This window comes from Nitrospirota bacterium (assembly GCA_023229435.1).
Lineage (GTDB): Bacteria > Nitrospirota > UBA9217 > UBA9217 > UBA9217 > JALNZF01.
Genome location: JALNZF010000012.1, coordinates 25,122 through 43,263, shown reverse-complemented (window position 1 = coordinate 43,263; position 18,142 = coordinate 25,122). Strand labels below are relative to the sequence as shown.

The following is an 18,142-nucleotide window of genomic DNA, read 5'->3' as shown; positions in this document are numbered from 1 at the left end:
ACACTTTCGGAGAGGCTCTCCTCTGAGTGTTGTATCCACACGTTACTCCCCATTGGCAATAGTCAATACCTCGCATGCCCTGCTATTCCCGAGCATACAGGCCTTCCGGTAATCCTGCAGGGCACGTGCTCGATTGCCGATAATAAAATATAAATTGCCGCGATTCAGAATGGCCGCATCAAAATCCTGCTTCAGTTCAATTGCCTTGTTATAATTTTCCAGCGCCTTGTCCTCTTGCTTCATATTAAAATAAGATAATCCAAGATTGCAGTATGAGTCAGCATGTTGTGGATTTATCGCAATTGCCTTCAGAAAATATTCGATCGAGCGCGGATACTGCCCGTCTTTGCCATAAACCACACCCAGATTATTATAGGCAAAATAATTCTGTGGATCCAAGGCGATTGCGCGTTCGAAATCCGCGATTGCGTTGCCCCGCTGATCCATTTCCTTTAACGAGAGCCCCCGGTTATTATAAGCCACAGCACTCTCGATGCCCGTTGCGATTGTATAATCCCACAGCGCAAAACTATTTTTCCACTTGCCCATCTGTTTGATGGTAATAAGTGACAACGGAAAAAACAGACAAAGGGCAAGGAGGGAGTACACCAGCAGTCGCATTGTCTCTCTCCTGTACGCGGTAGTCACCTTTTTCGCCATCCATGCTATGCCGATCCCTCCGACAAGGAAAGGCCCGATGCTCGGCAAATAGAGGTACCGGTCCGCCATGGATTGATTCCCAACCTGGACAATGCCAAGGACAGGTATGAGCGTTACCACATAGTATCCCCAGGCTGCAAGCAACACCGGATGTCTTTTCGCAGCAACGAGCGCGCATGCAGTAATACCGAGCATCAGGACAAGAACCGCCAGGTACTCGAATGAGAACAAGACCACCTGCCTGGGATAGGGATAAAAAGGGACCAGGTTCAACGGCAGCAGCATCTTCCCAAGATATGCGATGAGGGACCGGGCCGCTACCAGCAAGCGGGACGATACAGGCACAACATCCAGCGATGCAATGGAGTCTCCCGACCGCTGGGCCAGGATGGTGATCATGGATGAAACGAGGCTCATGAGGAAGAAGGGTAGTTTCTCAACCACCAGGGACCAGATGGTTTTCCAGGACGGTATCCTGTTCAAGGGATACCAGTCCAGGATGAGAAGCACCACGGGAAGACTCACCGCCATGGGCTTGCTCATCAGCGCAAGGACGAACAGTCCAAGAGTGAGCATATAGGTCTTATACGTCTTATAGGACACATAGTTCGCATACCAGATGATGCTCAGCAGGAAGAACAGCGCGCAGAGAACATCCTTCCGCTCGGCCGCCCAGGCCACGGACTCCACGTGAACAGGATGGATCCCGAATAATAATCCGGTCACTCCTCCGATAAACAGGATCACCCGATCGCTCAGGAAGGCTAAGAACTCGGGTTTCGTCGTTCGCTCTCGTGCTGCCTGAAGCAGTTTTACGACGAGGAAAACCACTACCAGAGTGTTGAGTACATGAAGAATGATGTTCGTCAAGTGGTATCCCAGGGGATTCAGACCCCAGAACGCATAGTCCACGGCAAGCGAGATCCAGGTGAGCGGGAGCCAGTTGCTCCCATGAAAATCAAGGAATGCCCATCGAAAAAAAGTTGCATCAAGCGATCGGATATGCAGATTCTCGACGATATTGATATTGTCGTCCCACACACCAACAAAACCATTGCGCAGAGAAGGCAGATATACCAGCACTGTCGCGAGGGCGATAGTGACTGCAATAATATATTTACCTTTTTGGGTTATATTCACGATCCATCTCTGACACGAGAAACCAGATAGCCTTTTTCGTTTGCCTTTTCGAACAACTCTCTGCGCTCTGCGTAAAGTATGATATCAGATGTGCCACGGTGATGGCAATAGGCAATTTGTTTGGCAATCCGACTTGAATTCTCTCAACAATATGTGTATGATGCCGACACCATGAACCGGCATTCGCATGAACTGAATGGCAAGGCTGACGGCAAACTAAATTATTGCACCGTTCATAGTTCCTCCGGAAGCTGCTGTCCTCTGTTCATATAATCTCAAGAAAGTCCGGTGCGATACGGCTCTCTCTATGCAAATACTCATTCTCAGCCTTGTCTACCTGCTCTTTTTCCTTTCCGGGGCGGCCGCGCTTATCTACGAGTTGGTTTGGGTCCGCTACCTGAGCCTGATCTTTGGAGGCTCTCACCTCGCGGTAACCACGGTCCTGGCTGTTTTTATGGGTGGCCTTGCTCTCGGGAGCTATACAATCGGCAAGCGTGTCGGCAAGTACAAACAATTGTTGCGGCTGTACGGGTTGCTTGAGTTGGGAATTGCCGCATCAGCCCTTGCATTTCTGGCATTGATGCGCTTCTACCCGTCAATTTATGTACCGCTTGCCCGGATATCCGACTCCTCGCCTGTTTATCTCTCAAGCATCCGTATTCTGTTTTCAATAATCGCCCTGATCGTACCAACCACGCTGATGGGAGGAACACTCCCGGTATTGTCGAGTCTCGTCACAAGAAGCGCGCAGGGACCGGGCAGTCGTTTCTCTTTTCTTTACGGATTTAATACCATCGGTGCTGTGGTCGGCGTCGCCGCAACCGGTTTCTTTTTTCTGCCTCGTTATTCCGTTAGTACCGCGATGACCATTGCAGTGGTTATCAATGTTCTGATCGGCGTCCTGGCAATTGCGCTGCAGGGCAGGGCGCAGGCGGCCCTCGGCAAAGCGGTCACGGGAGAGAACGCTGTGGAGAAGGGCGATATCCCGCGAACGGTCGCGGCCCCCCCCCCGGGGACACTCTTTCCCCTCAAGCTGGTGCTCTGGGGCGGGGGGGTGAGCGGATTCTGCGCCTTGGGATATGAGGTGCTCTGGACCAGGATCCTCAGCATCGTCATCGGCGCGAGTACGTACGGCTTTACCCTGCTGTTGATGGCCTTCCTTGCGGGAATCGGCCTCGGGAGCGGCGCGTACGGTCTGTTTCTCAGGATACTGGGAAAACCGCGTAGAGGAACAGAGCAATATTCCGGGAAAGCGGTCATCGGTTTTGGTCTCATACAGGTGATTATCGGCCTGTCGGCGCTGTTCGTAACGCTGCATATCAGGAACTTGCCGACGTATACGGTTTTTGTATACGATTTTGTTCATGATCTGAAGTTCAATGTTGATCCGTTCAAAGCGCGGCAGATGGCCGATTTTGCCCTTGCATTTTCCTTCATGTTCGCACCGGCGTTTTTCATGGGCATCGCATTCCCGCTTGCCGGCACGATCCATGGCCACTACAAAAAGCTGGTGGGCCCGGCGGTGGGCGAGATCCTGTCCTACAACACGATCGGGGCCATTCTCGGGTCGGCTGTGAGCGGTTTTGTCCTCATCTATCTGCTCGGGATTCAGCAATCCCTGCAATTGATCATCCTGATCAACATCGGGTATGGCCTGCTTGTCATGGTGAGCGTCAAAGAGAAAAAGTTTTTGAATTGGGCGACAGCCGCTTCCATGGCTGCCATCATTCTTTTCCTGCTTCTGAATCCCGGCATGTGGCGGCTCTGGAACATAAAATATTACGCCATTTATCAATCCAACCACCCGGAGATGTACAGCACGCCGGAAAAAGCCAGAACCGCCATGGAGAACGCGGACATCCTGTATTATGGAGAGGGCGCCCAGGCGATCGTGAGCTCTATACAGTCGGGGGAGTTCCAGACGTTCATAACCAACGGCAGGGTTGAAGCATCGAATGCCGGCAATGATATGCAGTGCCAGTACACGCTGGGACACCTGCCGATGCTGCTCAATAAGAACCCGAAGAAAGTCTTCGTGCTCGGCACGGGCAGCGGCATGACCCTGGGCGCCACGTCGGTGCACCCGAGCGTGGAGCAGATCACGCTCGCCGAGATCGAGCCGAAGGTGCTTGGTGTGGCAAGGACGTTCGGTATTTACAACCACTATGTCCTGGACAATCCCAAACTGAGGATCGTCTTTAACGATGGCCGGAACTTCCTGATGACCACGAAAGAAAAATTTGATGTCATTACCGCTGATCCGATCCATCCCTGGTTCAGCGGGGCCGGGTACCTCTATTCGACCGAGTATTTTAAACTTGCGGCGGAACATCTCAACCCGGGCGGCATTCTCTGCCAGTGGCTCCCCCTCTATGAGCTTTCTGAAGCAAACCTCAAGTCAATTGTGCAAACCTTGAGAAATAATTTTTCCTATACGATGGTTTGGCTGACACAAACAGACGCGGAGCTTATCGGCAGCAATTCCCCCATTGTCATTGACGAAAAGGAACTGGAGCGGCGCATCAGGGAACCGGAGATTCTGCAGGATCTGGCACGGGTCAAGATGGGGTCGGCCGAGGATTTCCTGAGCTATTTCCTGATGGGGACCGAGGGCGCCAGAACGTACAGCAGCGGGGGAATAGTCAATACGGACGACAACCTGTACCTTGAATTTTCAGCGCCCCAAAGCATCGGCATCAGTCGGCTGCAGCAGGAGAATGTATCCACCCTGCTTACCTACCGGGAAAGCATTCTTCCCTATCTCCACCGCCCCGAGGATCAGGCCGGGAGGGCCGCGCAGAAAAGCAGGTGGGAGCGAAATTTCAAAGCAGCGCTCCTGAATGATCAGGCACACGTCCTGGCGCTTGCCGGACGATTTGAGGACCCTGAGTTTAAGAAATTGTCGGCTGAACTTGACGCACGCTATCCCTCCTACGCCCGCTGGCGTTACCTGAGAACCGAGATGCCTGATGAAGCGGGCGGGACACCGACACTCCTCAAGCAAATCGAGCTGGCAATGATCAACGACAGGGGGGAAGCAGTTACTCTCAAATTTGCGGCAGTCATAATGAGGAATACCGACGAAGCAGCGCGGGTGCTCTTTGTTGACGGCAACTCACGAGTTATTTTCGGGAAGCTGAGGGTCAGGGGAGCGAATAGGGAACGTTATATTGCAGGGGTTGTGGACAGCATAGTGCTCGGTGTTCAGTCGCTCTATAACGATGAGCTGAAGTTCGCGGCCGCCTCCGGCAAGACAAAACCGTCAGCAACCGCTCTCTTTCCTAAAATTAGAAATCTTGTCGAACGGAATGCAGGCCAGTAACAGCAGTCAGGACAGCACTCAATCGCATATCCTTGACTGTTTGACTGATCGCTCCTCGGAGAGAAGAGGCATGTTATGCAAATAATCATTTTAAGTCTTATTTACCTGCTTTTTTTCCTGTCAGGCGCGGCCGCCCTCATGTACGAGGTGGTATGGGTCCGCTACCTGAGCCTGATCTTTGGCGGCTCCCACCTGGCGGTAACAACGGTTTTGTCTGTTTTCATGGGCGGTCTCGCCTTCGGGAGCTACACGATCGGCAAGTATGCCGGCAGGTACACCCGATTGTTGCGGCTGTACGGATTTCTTGAGTTAGGCATTGCCGCATCTGCCCTGGTGTTTCTTGCCCTGATCCGTTTTTATCCATCGCTGTATGTCCCTCTTGCCCGGATAGCGGACACGTCCCCTGTTTACCTCTCGTTCATACGTTTTACACTGGCTGCAATCGCCATGATCGTGCCCACCACGCTCATGGGAGGCACGCTTCCGGTCCTGTCGAGCTTCACGACCGGCCACATGAAGGGACCGGGCCGGCGGCTTTCCTTCCTGTATGGATTCAATACGCTGGGAGCTGTTGTCGGCGCCGCGTCAGCCGGTTTTTTCCTGCTTCGCTATTATTCGGTGAGCACGACCATCACGGCAGCATTGCTGCTCAATGTGCTGATCGGCATACTCAGTATTGCGCTGCAGAATAAGGCCCAGGTGGTCCTGGATGAAGCTGACAGGGGGGATGAGAATCTGACTGATGCTGCACTGTCGGGGGACACGAAGGAACCGTGTGTGTCCGCTTTCTCGCTCAAGCTGGTGCTCTGGGGTATTGGCGTCAGCGGGTTCTGCGCTCTGGGATACGAGGTCCTGTGGACCAGGATCCTCAGCATCATAATCGGCGCAAGCACCTATGGCTTTACCCTTCTGTTGATGGCCTTCCTTACGGGAATCGGTCTCGGGAGCGCGGCCTACGGTCTGATGATCAAAAGATCGGGAATGCGCCCGGACGGAACAACGGGATACGGCTTGAATTCGGTCATCGGTTTTGGACTTACCCAGGTGATGATCGGCATTGCGGCGCTGCTCGTAACGCTCCATATCAGGGACCTGCCGACTTATTCAGCGTTTCTTTACGATGCTGTTCATAACCTTAAATCCAATCTTGATCCGTTCAAAACGAGTCAGCTGGTAAATTTTGTCCTCGCGTTTTCCTTCCTGTTTGTTCCTGCATTTTTCATGGGTATCGCGTTCCCGCTGGCCGGCGCCATCCACAGCAGGCATAAAAAACAGGTCGGTTCGGTGGTCGGCGAAATCCTGTCCTACAATACGATCGGGGCCATTCTCGGGTCTGCTGTGAGCGGTTTTGTCCTCATCTATCTGCTCGGGCTGCAACTGTCCCTGCAGTTGATCATCCTGATCAACATTGGGTATGGCCTGCTCGTGATGGTGAGCATCAAGGGGAAAAAGTCCTTGAATTGGGCGACAGCCGGCGCTGTGGCTGCCGTCATTCTTTTCCTGCTTCTGAATCCCGGCATGTGGCGGCTCTGGGATATCAAATATTACGCCCTTTATCAGTCCAACCACCGCGAGATGTACAGCACGCCGGAGAAGGCCCGGGAAATCATGAACACCGCCAACATCATTTACTATGGTGAGGGCGCCCAGGCGATCGTAAGTTCCATTCAATCGGGGGAGTTCCTGTCTTTCATCACCAACGGCAGGGTGGAGGCATCAAACAGCAACGAAGGAATGCAATGCCAGTACACGCTGGGGCATCTGCCGATGCTGCTCAATAAGAACCCGAAGAAGGTCTTCGTGCTCGGCACGGGCAGCGGCATGACCCTGGGCGCCACGTCGGTGCACCCGAGCGTGGAACAGATCACGCTCGCCGAGATCGAACCAAAGGTGCTTGGTGTGGCAAGGACGTTCGGTATTTACAACCACTATGTCCTGGACAATCCCAAGCTGAGGATCGTCTTTAACGATGGCCGGAATTTCCTGATGACCACGAAAGAGAAATTTGATGTCATTACCGCGGATCCGATCCATCCCTGGTTCAGCGGGACCGGGTATCTCTACTCGACCGAGTATTTCAAACTTGCAGCGGAACATCTCAATCCGGGCGGCATTGTCTGCCAATGGCTCCCCCTCTATGAGCTTTCCGATGAAAACCTCAAGTCAATTGTCGCAACCCTGAGACAAAATTTTCCATACATCATGGTATGGCTGACCCATGATGACGTGGAGCTTATCGGCAGCAACGCCCCCATCATCATTGACGAAAAGGATCTGGAGCGCCGGATCAGGGAACCGCAGGTCCTGCAGGATCTGGCACGGGTCAAGATGGGGTCGGCCGAAGCTTTCCTGAGCTATTTCCTGATGGGGACCGAAGGCGCCAGGGCATACAGTTCCGGAGGAGTAATCAATACGGACGACAATTTATACCTCGAATTTTCCGCTCCCCAGAGCATCGGGAAGGGCTATCTTATGTGGACGAATACCTACGACTTGATAAAATACCGGGAAAGCATCCTCCCCTATCTGCTCAGCCCTGTTGATGAGATTGGACGGGCCAGGCAGATAGAACGATGGGAAAAGAATTCACGCGCCGCTATTCTGGATGATCGTGCCCATGTGCTGATGCTTGCCGGACGTACTGACGCTCCGGAGTATGCAAAACTGACGGCCGAGCTGGATGCTCAATACCCCGCTTATGCGCCCTGGCGGTTCCTGAAAAACGAAACATCTGAAGAAAGCGGGGGAACACCGAAGCTCCTTAAACAAATCGAATTGACGCTTATCAATGAAAAGGAGATTGTTAAAATACGATTTTCAGCGGTTTTATTACAGAACAGTCCTGAAAGCGCGAGAGTCTTTTTCGTCGACCAGAACACCCGGACTGTTTTCGGGAAATTAAAAGTCCATGGCGCGAATAAAGAAGCATATATTACTGACTTTGTTGACGATGTTTTGAAAAGCGTTCAGGCGCTCTATTACGAAGAGCAGAACAAGGCTGTTGCCTCCGGGAAAAAATACCCGTCGACAACCTCGCTGCTGCCCAAAATAAAGGGACTGGTCGAGATGAAAGTTGACCAGGAGGCGAGGTGAAGGCAGTCTGAACATTCGTGAACAACACCGCTGAACGATAATTCTAACACAGTGATGGTACCTTTGCCTGAAACGAAATCGAACATGAAATTTCCGAACAAAAAAATCCTGCTGCCCGGCCTGGTTATGGCACTCCTCGTCATCATCGCGGGTTTCTTTCTCATGACGAAAGGCGGCGATTCCCCGCTTCTTTTTTCGGAGCAAGGCGCGGCCTGGATATATATCGACAGGCCGTTCGCCATGGAGGCACAGCGGGAGGGAGAACACGTATCATACCGGAAGCGTTTTAGCGTCGATCAAGCGCCTTCAGCAACAAGGCTCACCATCCGCGCTTTAGGGGATCCGGAAGCATATCTGGACGGCAAACGTATCCAGCCGGTGGAGTCCGACCTTGGCCGATGGAAGAATGCCCGGATATTCGATCTTACCGGCATCCTCGGTCCGGGGATGCATGAAATTTTCATAAGAGTTTTTAACAAGAACGGACCGGCGGTCTTGCTTGCGTACATCCCAACGCTCAAGCTGGCTACCGGGCCCGAGTGGGAAGCAAGCTATGATGAGCTGTTGTGGACCGGGGCTGTGCCCGCTGACATGAACAAGAACCCGGAGCTGGCTGAACATTTTCATGGTTCCGGGAGGGCTTTTATTTCTCTCTTACTACTTTACGTACCCATCTTTCTTGGGGTCTTTTTCCTGACCCTCATTGCCTCTTCGCCGAGGGAAGCGAGAAAAACGATAGAAAAGTTCAGCCCAACCTCTTCCCACATACGTTGGCTTCTTCTGGCACTTTGGGCAATCCTTGCAGTCAATAATATTCTCAAACTTCCCATAGAAACCGGAATGGACGTGCAAGAGCATTATGAATACATCGAATACGTCGCTAATACCGGGAGGGTTCCCCTTGCCACGCAAGGCTGGCAAATGTTTCAGTCTCCTCTTTATTACATTCTCTCGGCATTGGCCTGGCAGTTCCCTCTATCACATTGGTTTGAAATCCCTACCGCTATGCTGTTGCTCAGGATCATTCCCTTGCTCTGCGGCTTACTGCAGGTCGAGCTGGCTTATCGGGCAACACGGTACGTATTCCCGAACCGACGGGACCTTCAGATATGGGGGACTATTGTCGGGGGGCTTCTCCCGATGAATCTGTATATTTCGCAGGTCGTGGGAAATGAACCCTTGTCGGGGCTTCTTTCAGCATGCGCGGTCGTTGTCGGAATTTTCCTGATTACCTCCGAACAGGAGATCATTCCTGAAAGGTACTTTCTCTTTCTGGGGACGGCGTTGGGTCTCTCCCTCTTAACGAAAGTGACCGCCGTTCTGCTCGTCCCTCCGGCCGTCATGCTCGTAATTTACGTACTGCACAAAAGACAACAGTCCATAAGATACATAACAGTGAGGGTATTGCTGGTCACGGGAATTATTTTTGCTCTATCAGGCTGGTATTACATCCGGAACTGGATAGAGCTCGGCAGACCTTTTGTGGGGGGATGGGAGTCTTCGGCCTGGTGGCAGGACCCGGGTTATCGGACAGTTGGTGATTTCTTCGTCTTTGGGCGATCGCTATCCGCTCCGATTTATTCAGCAGTGCATGGATTCTGGGACTCATTGTATTCCACCCTCTGGCTGGATGGAGGTCTGAGCGGTATCGGTGTATATATATACCGTCCCCCATGGAATTATAATTTTATGATCTCGGGGTCTCTGATCTCTCTGGTACCGACAGCGGGTATACTCGCAGGCATTCTGACCACCCTGGCCAAACCTTCGGACAGGGCTTATCGAGCGCAGCTTTTTTCAGTATTGTGCATGGGGATTTATGTTGCCGCGCTGCTGTATATGTACGTTACCGTGCCGATTTGGAGTACCGCAAAAGCGACGTACACGCTCGGTCTCATCCCTTGCTATGCGATATTATGCGTAACGGGCCTCGAGATTCTTTCAAGAAACAAGCTGCTGCGGGCGGCAATCAACGGCTGCCTCGTGTGCTGGGCTGTTTCGGCCTATTGTTCATACTTTGTTCTATGAAGACTTCGAACTCAAACCGGGATTCAGTTCTTATTTGTAACTACTCAGGTCGATTGCTTCGCTTCGTCGCAAGGAGCGCAGGGGATGTCGATTTCCCTGGCATTAACGGCATTCCCGGCGCTTTCGCTTCGCACGCGCCACCGGGATTTATCGGGTAACCGAGAGGGTGGGCAGTCGCGCTCTTGTTGCGACTGCGCTCCGCAACCAACCTGAGTAGTTACTCTTATTTTGGACATGCTTTGCCATGAACGCTATGCGGACTGATAAAACAAAATTTATAATTATCGCACTGCTTCTGTTCGCCACGACGGTTGCCGTGTATTGGCCTGCCGTCAATCATGAATTCATCAACTACGACGATCCTGCCTATGTCACCGGCAATGCTCACGTCCGGACCGGATTTACATACGAGAACCTTCGATGGGCCTTCACGACAACACTCATGGGAAACTGGAATCCGGTGACGTGGTTGTCTCACATGGCGGATATGCATCTCTACGGACTGAATCCGAGAGGGCACCATCTCACCAGTGTCATTCTTCACGGTCTGACCACTCTTCTCCTCTTTATTTTCCTGAACAGGACAACAGGCGCCGTTTGGCGCAGTGTCCTGGTTGCGCTCATCTTTTCTCTTCATCCGCTTCGGGTGGAATCGGTCGCCTGGGTTTCAGAACGCAAGGATGTTTTGAGCGCTTTTTTCTTCATGACAACACTTCTCGCGTACGCATTCTATGTTGAACGACAAAGCATCATGCGATATCTTGTGATCATGGTATCCTTTGCGCTTGGCTTGATGGCAAAGCCCATGCTCGTGACCCTTCCGTTTCTTCTGCTCCTGCTTGACTACTGGCCTTTTTGCCGATTTGATGCAGGGCAGCACAAACCATTGCCACACGGTTCCGGCAAGCCGGCATATGCCCTTGCAACCAGGGCATCCATTGTGAGGCTTTTTTCTGAAAAGGTGCCGCTCCTTCTCCTTTCAGCAGTCTTTTCCGGCATCGCGGTCTATGCTCAGAAGGATGCAAAAGCGCTTCTGTCTCTGCCGGCGTATCCGGTGATGCAGCGGATCTCCAACGCGTTCCTGGCCTATATGAACTACCTGGGGAAGACCTTCCGGCCTCTGGATCTTGCGGTGCTCTACCCGCTGCCAGGCCATATTCTCGTAACTCACGCCATTCTTGCTTTTGTTTTTCTGGCGGGCATATCAGTGGCATGTATATGGTTCGCCCGCCGTTATCCATTTTTACTGACGGGTTGGTTTTGGTTTGTGGGATCTCTTGTCCCGGTGATCGGATTGATCCAGGTCGGGCTGCAGGCAATGGCTGACCGGTATACCTATATTCCATCGATCGGACTCGCGATCCTGCTGGTATGGGGCGCGGCGGAGACGACCTCGAGCGTGCGCCATCGAACCATGCTTATGACGGCCGCCAGTTGTGTGCTTGTCCTGTTGCTCGCGATCTCAGCACGAATTCAGCTGAAGTACTGGGAAAACAGCATTGCCCTGTTCACCCATACCGTCGCGGTGACTGAGAACAACTATGTTGCTCATACGAACCTGGGCGATGCGTTTGATAAACAAGGCAGGTACGGTGAAGCAATGCGCCAATATGGCGAGGCCTTACGGATCAAACCTGATGAGGCCTTTGTATACGATAAAATGGCGACGGATTTTGATATTGTTGGAAGGCTGGATGATGCTGTCGCATATTATGGGAAATCACTGCAGCTTGACCCGGGGAATGCACGCGTTCACAATAATCTCGGAATTACGCTGATCAGACGGGGATCTGCCGGAGAAGCCATACAGCATTTCTCACAAGCCGTGCAGCTCGACCCTGGTCTCGGGGACGCCCATTACAATCTGGGGCTCGCTTTAACAACGGCAGGGAAAACACAAGAAGCCATCAAATACTATTCCGAGGCATTGCGGCTGAATCCCTCTGATCCGGAGATCAGGATCAGTCTGGAGAAGGCGCTCGCAGAATTTCCCAGGTGAGGAAGGGTCTGTTTGATCGGCGGAGTATCCTGATCGGCGAGATGCTGAACGCAGCCGTATTCTTTTACGTCCTTCGCTTGGACTTCCCCCACAAGCCAGCGCATCTCAAGTCGGCCAACGTTCCGATTTAACTGAGCAGGGATCTTCCGCATGGATCTTATGCGGAGGGCGTCACGCTATTCGGGATTTGATTCTTGTCTGAGTTGATGCAATGCCGTGCACCCGATTTCGTTTCCGAGATCGCATGCTTTCTGAAAATCCGCATCTGCCTGTGCTGTTTTACCGGTTCGATAATACAGTTCTCCACGATTAATATAAGCGACATCGAATGTATCATCTAACGCGATCGCCCTGTTCAGATCATCCAGGGCCTCGCCATATTGACCAAGGTGAAAATAAGTACGACCCCGATTATTGTACGATTTGGCATGACCGGGACCAAGGGAGATCGACCTGCTGAAGACCGCTATCGCCTGCTCATAGAGACCGGCCTTCCCATAGAGCATGCCCAGATCATTATAGGTTTCAATGAACCCGGGGTTCAAGGCAATTGCCTTGCTGTAATCCGCAGCCGCCCTGTCGAACTGACCTGCTTTTCCAAAAGCCTGGCCGCGGAGACGATAGGCAAAGGGCACCTGTGTCGGTTCCCGCTCAATGACGGAACTCCAGAGGGTAATGCCATTCCTCCAGAGACCCGCTTGACGGACAGTTGCATAGGAGAGGACAATCGCCATCGAAAGCGTCAAGACCAAAGTCAGAAACGAGGAGAGAGTATCTCCTCGTTTGGAGTGCCGAAATTTTTGCGCAAGATATGCTGCTCCCATCCCGGCAATAAGAAATGGCCCCAGGCTGGGCAGATAGGTATAACGGTCCGCCATGGATTGCTCTCCGACCTGAACAAGACCCAGGACAGGAACGAGCGTTATGACATAGTATCCCCAGGCTGACAGCCAAATCTTCCGCTTCCTCACCATGACGATGCACGCCACCGTGATCCCAATTGCCATGATGATCGTTGATGCATACTCGAAGGAGTACAGGGATGGGTCCCTGGGATAAGGATAAAAGGGGATCAAGTTCAGCGGCAAAAACAGCTTCCCGAGGTACGCGACGAGGGATTGCACTGCAACGAGGATTCGTGTTGACAGCGGGGCGATCGCCATCATCTTCATCGCCCCTCCTGTTTGCTGAGCCAGCATCGTCACGATCGATGACAAGAGACTCAAGACAAGGAACGGGGCCTTCTCTACGCTTGCCTCCCACAAGGTTTTGAACGATTGGATCCGATTCAAAGGATACCAGTCCAGGATCAGCAGGACCACAGGCAGGGTCACTGCCATGGGTTTGCTCATGAGGGCAAGGATAAAAAAGCAAAGCGCAGAGAGCAGAGCTCCTGTCGGGACTCTTTTCCTCTCTGCCCCGGCCTCCATGCGCCGCACTGCTTTCACATACATGATCATGCTCAGCAGAAAAAACAGGGCGCACAGCAGGTCCTTCCGCTCCGCCACCCAGGCCACGGACTCCACGTGCACAGGATGGAGACCGAACAAGAGGCCCGTCACACCAGCGGTAATGAGGATTGTCCGGCCATTCAGAAACGAGGCGGGCGAATGCAGCGAGGACCTTTCGCCGGCAGTTTCAAGCAGCTTCGCGGCAAGCAATACGACGAGTGCGGTGTTGATTGCATGGAGAATGATGCTGGTAAGATGATGCCCCAGAGGGTTCAGGCCCCACAGGGCGTAATCCGCAGCATGGGATATCCAGGCGAGTGGGTGCCAGTTGGCTGCATAAAACTGAAAGAATGCCCACTGGAACAGATCTCGACTGAACGACCGGATGTGCGGATTATCCAGAACGTACACAGCGTCATCCAGTTCGATGAACTCATTTCGAAGAGCAGGAAGATAGACAAGAAACGTCAGCAGGGCGACGAAACCGGCAAGATAGTACTGGACTTTTTTGCTCGACACAACGTCCTCAAAGCACCGTGGATTGAACAGCTATTTCCCCTTTGTAGAGAAGATGGGGGATTTTATCATGCCCCACTTCTGCAGCAAATACTTCAATGACGTCCCGAGTACGCCAAATCCGTATTTGACGCTCCTCCTGAAATTGATCGAGGATGCGTCCTCGAAATATCTCGTCGGGCAGCTTATCTCACCAATGCGAAAACCAAAATACACGGCCTGGGCGAGCATTTCGTTGTCAAACACAAAATCATCAGAATTCTCCTCAAGAGGAAGCGTTTCGAGCACCTTGCGGCTGAACGCCCGGAACCCGGTATGATATTCCGACAACTTCACGCCGAGCGCCATATTCTCCGCAAGCGTAAGAAACCGGTTCGCAATATACTTGTACAAGGGCATCCCGCCTTTCAACGCGCTGCCGCCGAGGACCCGCGAGCCCAGCACGACATCATAATGCTCCGAAATGACCATGGATGCCATTGCCGTGATCAGACGGGGAGAATACTGGTAATCGGGGTGGACCATAACCACCACATCCGCCCCTTTTGACAATGCCTCCCGATAACAGGTCTTCTGGTTGCCGCCGTATCCGCGATTCTCGGAATGGATGATCGTATGGATGCCGAGTTCCGTTGCCTTTATCGCGGTATCGTCCCTGCTTGCGTCATCGACCAGGATCACCTCGTCCACGATATCATGCGGGATCTCGCGGTAGGTCGCTTCAAGGGTTTTTGCGGCGTTATATGCGGGCATGACCACGATGATTTTTTTCTGATGGAGCATTGCTCCTCCTTGCGCTCATTTGTTTATGGGAACATGGACTTCAGGATGGCTACCGAAAGAGGTTATACTTCAGAATGCAGTAAATGGCGCGCACCCCGTCTTTCCATCCGATCTTTTTACCTTCCGCGTAGTTTCTTCCATAATAGGAGATGCCCACTTCATAGATCCGGCAGCCCATCTTCGCGACCTTTGCCGTTATTTCAGGCTCGAATCCGAAGCGGTCCTCCTCGATTGAAATGTTTTGAATGACCTCCCGCCTGAAGGCCTTGTAGCAGGTCTCCATGTCCGTCAGGTTGATATTCGTAAACATGTTCGACAGCGTCGTAAGTACCCAGTTGCCCAGGGAGTGCCAGTAATACACAACGCGATGCGGCCTGCTTCCCATGAATCGCGAGCCAAAGACCACATCGGCCTTGCCCGCAAGGATCGGCTCCAGCAGCAGGGGGTATTCCTGCGGATCATATTCAAGATCGGCATCCTGAATGATGAGGATGTCCCCGGTTGCCGCCGCAATGCCGGTGCGCAGTGCGGCGCCTTTGCCCTGATTGTATTCATGATAGATCACTTTATCAACGAGGGGCGCAATGGTGGATGCGAGCAGGTCTTTTGTGCCGTCTGTCGAACAGTCATCAACGATGATGATCTCCTGATGTTCAACGGGAGATGAACGGACAGCACGGATAATTTCCGCGATCGTGTTTTTTTCATTATAACAGGGGATGACGATGCTGATCTTCATTGCGTTGTTGATGGGCATGTTCACACGCAGATCCTTGTTTGCCGTATTGGGGTGCAAAGGACTGTTTTACAATATACTGGTCTTGAAAGCAATGATAACCTGGCAGGGCTGGTCATGTGAGAAGGCGGTAATGGCCCACGCCTGAGGCGTCTTCTCCGCTTGCACCATCGATCCGCACCACCTCATCCACACCATTTTGCCGAATACGCCCGCTCAGCGCCGCTTGCTGTTTTTCCGCCCTGCATGCTAACTTGCTACAACGAGTATGCGCGTCGTTCGTTTCCAGCTTATGAACGCTTCGGTCAGGATCAGGAGCAGAAACAGGGCGGTATTCGCCATGCGGAGAAGCCCGAGGGGAAGTTTGGCTAAGGCTCCTCCTTTTTGATAGGACCGAAGACTCCATCTCGTTAACCATCGTTCTATGGTCCCGGAGAGCTTATAGGTTTTGATGTTGTGAAATCCATTGGCTTTGAGCTTTTGCTCAAGCTCTCCCGGATCATATCGTCGTATATGGCCAACATACTCATCGTCCTCGGCCCAGAAATGCTTCTGAAACGGCACCGTTGCCACCAGCACGCCGCCGGGTTTTAACACCCTCCGCAACTCTGATGCTGCCTTCGCATCATCCGGGATGTGTTCCAAAACCTCGGAACAAACGATGCAATCAAAAGAGGCCGTTTCGAATGACATCGCGGTAATTGACGTTACTACTTTCGACGCGCACTCAACATTCCTCATTGCTTCCTCCGAGACGTCCGCCACTACCGTCCTGTGCAGATCCGGACTGACTGGAGCGGTCCCTGATCCGATATCAAGAATACTCCCTGACGCAGGCACATGCTTCACTATCTTCCACTTTCGGAACCGGTAATTAAACAGACTGGTTTTAAGCGAGAGATATGCCTTATCTCGAAAGAAGTCGTCAAATCTATTTGGTGAAGCGGGCGGTGTCATCTGAGAAGAGGTCAACAAAGTCATGGCTCCAATAATGTTCTCGTATCTGCCCCCTTCCCTGATGAGGGGAGGGGAGCAAAGGGGAGGGTGAACCAGCAGCATCCTATGGAAAATAACGGGTTACTGCATTGCCAACAAGGGAACCGAATTATAACAAATAAGCACACCCCTTGCAATAGCAGATAAGCGAATAGCAGAAAGCGAATGATTTCCCAAGGGTCCTTGCACGAGCGAAACACGATAATGCCGTATATCCATCGGCGATGCCAAAATCACCTGTTTGTCAATTTGCTGAACCGACACCGTTCCCCTCAGGTATTTAGGCTGAGGGCTGAAGCGTATCTATTTGAATTCCTCTAAAACCCTTCGTCCTTCAATCAGCCTATCAACCTGGGTAGTTACAAATATCCTATCGCCCTGATAGACGACCGCTAAAATTTATGACAGGTCGTGCAGAATTTTTTTATGGACTTCGTTTCGTCAAAGGCTTCGACAAATACCGGGGACTTGCTGGCATGCGGGTTATGGCAGGACGCGCAGTTAAAATCTTTGGTGCGGTCGAACGGATTGGGACTTCGCTTTAGGGGATGCCCGGCATTTCCTGAAAAACCTTCGATGACATGAGGTTTATGCAGTATTTCCTCATGGCACGATGCGCACAGGTCCCCGGTTTCCTCTCTCAGAAAATACTGTCTGTTTTCCGCGTGAGGGTTATGGCACGTCGTACAAGCGCCGGCTGCTGTGGGAGCATGCTGGTACTTCATTTTGTCCCAGCTGATTTCATGACAGCCCCCGCAGATCGGTGCAACGGGCGCAGCGACAGTCAATTTCGGTTTTTTTGCTTTTCCGTCGTGGCACATGAGGCATGACCACACGGCCGACGGGCCGTGGGTGAAGCTGTATTCGCTCAACATTTTTTTATGGCACCGGTAGCAGGGAGACTGAAGGGGGTTCTGCGGGTCCTCGGCCTTGCGGAAATCCAATCCATGACAGGAGGAACATTGCTTTTCATTCTCATCGATATGGAATCGATATGGCTTGAATCCGGCGGGGATGCTGATGGAGCCCGTTGAAAGATCGTCCTGATAAAAAACCTGCCTCGTTATTTCTTCGATTATTTTATTGTTTTTAAAGCCCGAAATCTTCACCGTGTTCAGCCCGTACGAGAGACGGATCCCGTCGTAACAGACAATTTCCTGCTTAAACTTTTTTGGGGCAAGGACCTGTTTCGTGCTGTTGACCGAGATTTGTATTTCGTCAACAAGACCCGGCGGGCCTTTCAGGGCAACGATGAGCAGCCCGCTCTGCACAATTGACCTCTCAGGCGGCTGCGTAATAACGAGACCATCGACGGCAGCCTTCCCGGGAGAAGCCGCCCACCCGGGGGAGGAGGAAAACAGTGCGGCGCAAACAGCCGATATGAGTAAAAAGTATTTCATGCCATTCTCTTCAGTGGG

Annotated in this window: 10 protein-coding genes; 4 read left to right on the top strand and 6 right to left on the bottom strand. The window is 52.3% G+C overall.

Going from position 1 to position 18,142, the window contains the following annotated elements; translation table 11 throughout:
• Positions 1-42: 42 nt before the first annotated feature.
• The gene (locus tag M0R70_09720; protein ID MCK9419643.1) at positions 43-1,800 is read right to left on the bottom strand and encodes a tetratricopeptide repeat protein; all 1,758 of its coding nucleotides are present in this window, start codon (positions 1,798-1,800) and stop codon (positions 43-45) included.
• Between the two features lie 307 nt (positions 1,801-2,107).
• Between M0R70_09720 and M0R70_09715 the strand changes: the two genes are divergently transcribed.
• The 4 genes from M0R70_09715 to M0R70_09700 all read left to right on the top strand — a co-directional run bounded on the left by M0R70_09715 (position 2,108) and on the right by M0R70_09700 (position 12,242).
• Complete coding sequence (locus M0R70_09715) at positions 2,108-5,122, top strand: fused MFS/spermidine synthase (GenBank protein ID MCK9419642.1); 3,015 nt, start codon at positions 2,108-2,110, stop codon at positions 5,120-5,122.
• A gap of 75 nt (positions 5,123-5,197) precedes the next feature.
• The gene (locus M0R70_09710) at positions 5,198-8,215 is read left to right on the top strand and encodes a fused MFS/spermidine synthase (GenBank protein MCK9419641.1); all 3,018 of its coding nucleotides are present in this window, start codon (positions 5,198-5,200) and stop codon (positions 8,213-8,215) included.
• Between the two features lie 84 nt (positions 8,216-8,299).
• Entirely contained in the window at positions 8,300-10,243 is a 1,944-nt protein-coding gene (locus tag M0R70_09705; GenBank protein MCK9419640.1) for a hypothetical protein, read from the top strand.
• A gap of 244 nt (positions 10,244-10,487) precedes the next feature.
• Positions 10,488-12,242, top strand: a complete 1,755-nt coding sequence (locus tag M0R70_09700) for a tetratricopeptide repeat protein (GenBank protein ID MCK9419639.1) — start codon at positions 10,488-10,490, stop codon at positions 12,240-12,242.
• 176 nt (positions 12,243-12,418) lie between these two features.
• On the opposite strand, the gene M0R70_09695 is transcribed toward M0R70_09700, so the two are convergent.
• From M0R70_09695 to M0R70_09675, 5 genes are all read right to left on the bottom strand, one after another.
• Complete coding sequence (locus M0R70_09695) at positions 12,419-14,212, bottom strand: tetratricopeptide repeat protein (GenBank protein MCK9419638.1); 1,794 nt, start codon at positions 14,210-14,212, stop codon at positions 12,419-12,421.
• A 30-nt stretch (positions 14,213-14,242) separates the two neighbouring features.
• Positions 14,243-14,992, bottom strand: coding sequence for a glycosyltransferase family 2 protein (locus M0R70_09690; GenBank protein ID MCK9419637.1), 750 nt, complete (start codon positions 14,990-14,992; stop codon positions 14,243-14,245).
• Between the two features lie 49 nt (positions 14,993-15,041).
• Positions 15,042-15,731 (bottom strand): glycosyltransferase family 2 protein, encoded by a 690-nt coding sequence (locus M0R70_09685; GenBank protein MCK9419636.1) that lies wholly within the window; start codon positions 15,729-15,731, stop codon positions 15,042-15,044.
• Between the two features lie 246 nt (positions 15,732-15,977).
• A complete protein-coding gene (locus M0R70_09680) occupies positions 15,978-16,685 on the bottom strand; it encodes a methyltransferase domain-containing protein (protein MCK9419635.1) in 708 nt (235 codons plus the stop codon).
• A 431-nt stretch (positions 16,686-17,116) separates the two neighbouring features.
• Positions 17,117-18,124, bottom strand: coding sequence for a hypothetical protein (locus M0R70_09675; protein ID MCK9419634.1), 1,008 nt, complete (start codon positions 18,122-18,124; stop codon positions 17,117-17,119).
• Positions 18,125-18,142 lie beyond the last annotated feature (18 nt).

What these genes read in the sequence shown, in the direction of transcription:
- M0R70_09715 (MCK9419642.1), top strand. Translation starts at nt 2,108, where the DNA reads ATGCAAATACTCATTCTCAGCCTTGTCTACCTGCTCTTTTTCCTTTCC.
- M0R70_09710 (MCK9419641.1), top strand. Translation starts at nt 5,198, where the DNA reads ATGCAAATAATCATTTTAAGTCTTATTTACCTGCTTTTTTTCCTGTCA.
- M0R70_09705 (MCK9419640.1), top strand. Translation starts at nt 8,300, where the DNA reads ATGAAATTTCCGAACAAAAAAATCCTGCTGCCCGGCCTGGTTATGGCA.
- M0R70_09700 (MCK9419639.1), top strand. Translation starts at nt 10,488, where the DNA reads ATGAACGCTATGCGGACTGATAAAACAAAATTTATAATTATCGCACTG.
- M0R70_09690 (MCK9419637.1), bottom strand. Translation starts at nt 14,992, where the DNA reads ATGCTCCATCAGAAAAAAATCATCGTGGTCATGCCCGCATATAACGCC.
- M0R70_09685 (MCK9419636.1), bottom strand. Translation starts at nt 15,731, where the DNA reads ATGAAGATCAGCATCGTCATCCCCTGTTATAATGAAAAAAACACGATC.
- M0R70_09680 (MCK9419635.1), bottom strand. Translation starts at nt 16,685, where the DNA reads ATGACACCGCCCGCTTCACCAAATAGATTTGACGACTTCTTTCGAGAT.
- M0R70_09675 (MCK9419634.1), bottom strand. Translation starts at nt 18,124, where the DNA reads ATGAAATACTTTTTACTCATATCGGCTGTTTGCGCCGCACTGTTTTCC.